We start from the raw sequence: 5987 nt of genomic DNA, 5'->3' as shown, positions 1-5987 counted from the left end.
CCCCAAATAAAAGCAATGATTACTATAAAAGCTAATAATATTGATACCCCTATCATTAGCATTAAAACATTTTCCATATTTATCCTTTTTGATTATTTTAATAAATATCATAAAACTATTAGGAATTTAATTTGGAAAATAAAATATAAAAATATCTATTAAAATATTCAACGAGTAATTAGCTAATATAAAAAATATTAGCTAATTTAAAATTAATTTCTAACTTTATCTAATACACCATTAATAAGCTTAGGTGCATTATCACTTGCATATTCTTTAGCTAGTTCAATAGCTTCATTTATAACAACAGCTTTATCTGTTTTTGTAAAAAGCAATTCATAAACACCAAGTCTTAAAATAGCTTTTTCCATACCACCTAAATTACTAACTTCATTGCTTTCTAAAATACCTTTTAAACACTCATCTATTTTTAATAGATTTGCTTGAACGCCGTTAAATAATTCTAAAGCCCATTCACGAATAGCATTTCTTATTTTATGCTCTTCTAAATAATCATTTACATGCTCACTATTTTGAACATAATCAAATGAATACAATAAACTTACAACTGTTTTTCTAGCTTGATGTCTAGTTGCCATTTTGAACTCTTTGTAAATTTAGCATTTCAATAGTAGTTACCATAGCTTCATAACCTTTATTGCCACTTTTAATTCCTGCTCTATCCATAGCTTGCTCTGTAGTGTTTGTTGTAAGAACACCAAAACTAATTGGAATATCATTTGCTAAAGTTATAGCCGCAACACCCTTAGTGCATTCTGCTGATACATAATCAAAATGTGGGGTATCTCCACGAATAACAGCACCTAAAACCACTATTCCATCATAATTTTTCTTCACTGCTTGTTTTAAAGCATAAGGTAATTCAAAAGCACCAGGAACTAAAATTAAATCTAAATTCTTTTCATTTCCACCAAAACGAACAAAAGCATCTTTAGCACCTTCAACTAATTTATCAGTTATAAAACTATTAAATCTAGCGTTTATTATGGCAAATTTCTCATTACCATTTAATTTTAATTGTCCTTCAATAATATTCATACTTATTCCTTATTTAATATTTTCAATAATAAATTAATTTTCTCTTCTAATTTGCTAGTAGCTACCATATTAGGTCCATCGCATAAAGCTTCACACGGATTAAAATGTGTTTCAAAGAAAAATCCATCAACGCCAACTCCAGCAGCAGCTCTTGCTAAAGGCAATACAAAAGAGCTATCTCCACCACTCTTACCACCTGCTGCTCCAGGCATTTGAACGCTATGTGTAGCATCAAATATAACAGGTGCGAAATTTCTCATAATTTTAAGAGATCTCATATCAACAACTAAATTCCCATATCCAAGACTAGTTCCACGCTCAACTGCTAAAACACCAGCTTCTCTTGCCATTTGATGAGCTTTTGAAAAATCTTCATCTTTTAAATCTTTAAATGATAATTCTCCAATATCAGAGCAAGCAAAAAAACTTTCATCATTAGTTTTATAATCATACCCTCTAGTCTGTGCTACTTTTGCTACGCTATATTTCATATCACTTGGGTTTAAAAATTGACCTTTTTTGATATTTATAATAGCTTTAGTTTTAGCAGCTGCAACTAATAAATCAGTTTGTCTGCATAAAAAAGCTGGAATTTGAAGAGTATCAACAACTTGAGCTGCAATTTCAGCTTGATAACTCTCGTGAATATCTGTAATTATTTTATATCCAAATTTAGATTTTATATCAGCTAAAATCTGCAAACCTTTTTCAAGTCCAGGTCCTCTAAAACTATCTAAACTTGTGCGATTTGCTTTATCAAAACTTGATTTAAAATAAAAATCAATTTGTGGATGTTTTGCAATTTTTTCTAATCTTTTTGCAACTTCTGTAACAATTTCAGGACTTTCTATAACGCAAGGTCCTGCAAATAATATAATTTTTCTCATTTTTTATTATCCTTACTTAAACTTATTCCTATACCACCTATTAAAACGCAGATTATACCTGTTAAAACTACAAAACTTGGTAAATCATCTCCTAAAAGTATTCCTAAAAATAAAGTAAATACAACATCAATATATCCAACTCCAGCTACAACCCCAGCCTTTTTAGCTGCTTTATAGGCTTTTGTTACATATATTTGGTATAGAATCGATAAAGAGCCCATTAAAATAATTAAAGTCCATATTTTATATCCAACAGGCATTACAAATGTAGCAAAAGCAAAATCAAAATGCCTAATAATACTCTCATTTAAATACTCTCCGCCTAGCATAGATAATATAGGTAAAATTGTTCCTAGTATAAAAAAACTTGATGCTATAACTTCAGTATTGTAAAACTTTCCTAATTCCCTAGCACTTGTTAAAGCAAGCGCTGCTGTTAAACCACTTAAAACACCTAAAATTGAGTTTTTAATATCAAAACCACTATGTAAATGTTCAGGTGCAAATGGTTGAATTATTAACATTACACCACCAAAAGCTAATAATAAATATAAAATACTTTTAAATCCTAACTGCTCTTTAAAAAACAAAAATGCAATTAATGCTACAAAAAGTGGATTTGTTTTTTGAAAAGCAAAAGCACCGCCTAAAGAAATATTAGCGACATTATAAAAGAAAAAATATAAAGAAATAGTTCCTATTAAACCACGAAAAAACAATAAAGAGAATTTACCACCTGATTTTTTATGTGGAATTTTATAAATCAAATAAGCTATAAAAATAACTCCAATAACATTTCTAAAAAACATTATTTCTACACTAGGCATAGTATTTGCAAGTAGTTTTGCACAGCACCCCATGAGTGCAAATGCAAAACTAGCAATAACCATAAAATATATTCCTAGATTTTTTTTAATTAACCTTTTTAAACTAAGCATAATTATTTAGCTAAAGGAATACTAGGTGGTATAATTCCAGGCATAAAATATGCAATTAAGCTTACCCAAATTCCTATAATTATTATCATAGCTATTGAGTATTTAACTGTGTATTTAAACAACTCACTCTCGCGTCCTACAAGGCCAACAGCAGCACAAGCAACTGCAATACTTTGTGGAGATATCATTTTACCAACAACACCACCTGCACTATTTGCTGCTAAGAATAATGTGTCAGAAAAGCCTAATTGATGAGCTGTAACTTGTTGTAAAGAACCAAATAAAAGGTTTGCACTTGTATCAGAACCTGTTAAGAATACTCCAATCCAACCAATTACAGGAGAGAAGAATGTAAATGCTCCACCAGTTTGTGATAATGCAATTCCTAATGTTCCACTAGCTCCACTATAATCAGTAATTTTTGCAAAACCAACAACTAAACCAATAGTTAAAATAGGAAACGCCATTTCTCTTAAAGTATCATTAAAGCATACTTTAGCATCACTAGCTTTTACTTTTAAAATATATATACTTGCAATTGCAGCAAATAAAATAGCTGTTCCTGGAGTGTTGATTAACGGAATTCCTAGTCCTAAAGGTTGAGTTCCTGCTTTTCCACCTTCTACAAGTGATGGTTTAATAACTGCTAAATCACCTAAACTAGCAAATGATAATTTAAGATTAGTAAATGCTAAAGCTGCATCAGTTCCAAATAATGATTTAAACCAACCTTGAGTCCATATAACAACAAATACAATTAATAATAAGAAAGGTGACCAAGCATAAACAATTTCTTTGATGCTTAAAGTTTTTACATCGCTAAAATCTTTTTTATCATCAAATCTTACAATATTTTTAAGTTTAAATGTTTTTGCAGCAACAGCAGTAGCTACTAAAGAAACAATAGCTGAAATAATATCAGGTAATTCAGCACCTAAGAAGTTTGCTGATAAAAATTGTGCTATAGCAAAAGAAATAGCTGCAACAAATACAATAGGGAAAGTTTCTTTAATACCTTTCATACCATCCATTAAAAATACTATAAAAAATGGAATACAAAAACTAAACGGAGGTAAAATTCTACCAACCATAGCAGCAACTTCATGTTGTTGTATTCCAACAGCTTGAGCCATTGCAATAATTGGAATACCAATAGCACCAAATGCAACAGGAGCTGTGTTTGCTATCATACAATATCCAGCTGCTTGTAATGGTCTAAGACCTAAACCAACAAGTAAAGCAGCAGTAATTGCAACAGGTCCACCAAATCCAATAGCACCTTCTAAGAATGCTCCAAAACAAAATCCAATGATGATTACTTGAATACGATGATCAGGCGTAATTGTCATAATACTTTGTTTAATTACTTCAAATTGACCTGATTTAATCGAAAGCTTATAAAGAAAAATAGCTGCTATTATAATCCAAGCAATAGGCCAAATACCAGTAGTAAAACCTACTATAATACTAGCAAATGCAGCATTTAACGGCATTTTATAAGCAAAAACTGCAACAAGAATGGCTGTAACAACAGTTAAAAAACCTGCCACATAACCTTTTGTCTTAAAAACCACTAGACAAAGAAAAAAGCAAAGTATAGGTAAAAATGCCACAAATGCACTTAACCAAATATTGCCAAGTGGGTTAAAATTAGGTGTAAATTCCATAATTTTCCTTTCGTGATAAGATTTTAATATTTTAATTTTAAATGCTGAATTTAGCATATAATAACAACAAGATTAAGAATAATCGTAATATTTTTAACAATATGTTACTTTTTGTAACAAATTTACAAATAAGTTTTTTAAGATATAATAGCTCATTTTATTAATTTAGAAAGGTTATTTTATGAGAGGTTATACCATTTTTTCGGGTTCTGCAAATATTCAATTTGCCAATAAAGTCGCTCAAAGATTAGATTGTAAATTAAGCGATGCTGGAGTTAAGCGTTTTAGTGATGGAGAAATTAGCGTTCAAATTGGAGAAAGTGTGCGTGGTAAAGATGTATTTATTATCCAAAGCACTTGCGCACCAGCGAATGATAATTTAATGGAATTATTAATATTAACTGACGCATTAAAAAGAAGTTCAGCTAATTCAATCACTGCTGTAATTCCTTATTTTGGATATGCTAGACAAGATAGAAAAGCAGCTCCTAGAGTTCCAATTAGTGCAAAATTAGTAGCTGATTTAATGCAAACTGCAGGAATTAGCCGTGTAGCTACTATTGATTTACATGCAGGTCAAATTCAAGGATTTTTTAATATCCCTGTTGATAATTTATACGGAAGTATTATTTTTAACGAACATTTAAAACAAAGAGATTTAAGTAAAGCAGTAGTTGCAAGTCCTGATACAGGTGGAATTGTTCGTGCAAGAGCTGTTGCAAAAGCACTAGATTTAGAACTTGTTATTGTTGATAAACGCCGTGAAAAAGCTAATGAAAGCGAAGTTATGAATGTAATTGGCGATGTAAATGGTAAAGATGTAATTATAGTTGATGATATGATTGATACTGCAGGAACTATTGTTAAAGCTGCTGAAGTGTTTAAAAAATTAGGAGCTAAAAGTGTAATTGCTTGCTGTACTCATCCTGTTTTAAGTGGAGCTGCTTATGATAGAATAGAAAATGGTGCTTTAGATGAATTAATAGTAACTGATACTATACCACTAGCAAAAGAATGTAAAAAAATAACAGTTTTAAGTGTTGCACCTTTATTTGGAGAAGTTATTCGCCGTGTTTATCATAATGAAAGTGTTAATGGTTTATTTTCATAATTAAATTTTTCATAATTCCTAATTTAATTAATTAGGAATTATTTTTTAAACTTATAACTAAATAATCCAAATCATCTTCGCTCAATTTATTTGTATTAATAATAAAATTAATATATTTAGTTTGAATATAAATTCCTTGATAATCTATATATTTTATTTTCTTATACTTGACTTTAAATAAGAAAAATCCATATTCAAATTCTAAAAAATCATCATAAAAATTAATTTTGATTAAATTAAATTTTAGCTCAAAAACTAGCGTAATTATAGGATTTAAAATAATTAAAAAATACATTATAATAATTTCATCACTATATTTAAACGC

General features: G+C 29.5%; 7 protein-coding genes. 1 reads left to right on the top strand and 6 read right to left on the bottom strand.

Annotated elements, in window-relative coordinates; translation table 11 throughout:
* Positions 1–212: 212 nt before the first annotated feature.
* From nusB to KJQ97_RS08525, 5 genes are read right to left on the bottom strand one after another with little or no spacing between them, the layout of a single operon-like run.
* The gene (nusB, locus tag KJQ97_RS08545) at positions 213–599 is read right to left on the bottom strand and encodes a transcription antitermination factor NusB (RefSeq protein WP_214120575.1); all 387 of its coding nucleotides are present in this window, start codon (positions 597–599) and stop codon (positions 213–215) included.
* Complete coding sequence (ribH, locus tag KJQ97_RS08540) at positions 589–1059, bottom strand: 6,7-dimethyl-8-ribityllumazine synthase (RefSeq protein WP_214120574.1); 471 nt, start codon at positions 1057–1059, stop codon at positions 589–591. The genes nusB and ribH overlap by 11 nt, the downstream gene beginning before the upstream one ends.
* A gap of 2 nt (positions 1060–1061) precedes the next feature.
* On the bottom strand, positions 1062–1946 hold the full coding sequence (gene kdsA, locus KJQ97_RS08535; RefSeq protein WP_214120573.1) for a 3-deoxy-8-phosphooctulonate synthase: 885 nt from the start codon (positions 1944–1946) through the stop codon (positions 1062–1064).
* Positions 1943–2884 carry a DMT family transporter gene (locus tag KJQ97_RS08530; protein ID WP_250325870.1) on the bottom strand — a complete coding sequence of 314 codons (942 nt, stop codon included), beginning with the start codon at positions 2882–2884 and terminating at the stop codon, positions 1943–1945. Before KJQ97_RS08530 ends, kdsA begins: the two co-directional genes overlap by 4 nt.
* Positions 2885–2886: 2 nt before the next feature.
* Complete coding sequence (locus tag KJQ97_RS08525; protein WP_239803670.1) at positions 2887–4551, bottom strand: L-lactate permease; 1665 nt, start codon at positions 4549–4551, stop codon at positions 2887–2889.
* 181 nt (positions 4552–4732) lie between these two features.
* Here KJQ97_RS08525 and KJQ97_RS08520 point away from each other — a divergent pair, with 181 nt between their 5' ends.
* Positions 4733–5662, top strand: coding sequence for a ribose-phosphate pyrophosphokinase (locus KJQ97_RS08520; protein ID WP_214118527.1), 930 nt, complete (start codon positions 4733–4735; stop codon positions 5660–5662).
* A gap of 31 nt (positions 5663–5693) precedes the next feature.
* Here the strand turns inward: KJQ97_RS08520 and KJQ97_RS08515 are convergent.
* Positions 5694–5987 (bottom strand): hypothetical protein (locus tag KJQ97_RS08515; RefSeq protein ID WP_214120571.1); only part of this gene is annotated, 294 nt, incomplete at its 5' end.

Origin of the sequence: Campylobacter sp. 2018MI01, from assembly GCF_018501205.1 — a bacterium.
Taxonomy (GTDB): domain Bacteria; phylum Campylobacterota; class Campylobacteria; order Campylobacterales; family Campylobacteraceae; genus Campylobacter_E.
The sequence above is the reverse complement of the archived record's forward strand: the minus strand, read 5'-3'. Positions and strand labels throughout refer to the sequence as shown.

Coding starts and splice junctions, on each gene's coding strand:
- nusB (WP_214120575.1), bottom strand. CDS start 599: ATGGCAACTAGACATCAAGCTAGAAAAACAGTTGTAAGTTTATTGTAT.
- kdsA (WP_214120573.1), bottom strand. CDS start 1,946: ATGAGAAAAATTATATTATTTGCAGGACCTTGCGTTATAGAAAGTCCT.
- KJQ97_RS08525 (WP_239803670.1), bottom strand. CDS start 4,551: ATGGAATTTACACCTAATTTTAACCCACTTGGCAATATTTGGTTAAGT.
- KJQ97_RS08530 (WP_250325870.1), bottom strand. CDS start 2,884: ATGCTTAGTTTAAAAAGGTTAATTAAAAAAAATCTAGGAATATATTTT.
- ribH (WP_214120574.1), bottom strand. CDS start 1,059: ATGAATATTATTGAAGGACAATTAAAATTAAATGGTAATGAGAAATTT.
- KJQ97_RS08520 (WP_214118527.1), top strand. CDS start 4,733: ATGAGAGGTTATACCATTTTTTCGGGTTCTGCAAATATTCAATTTGCC.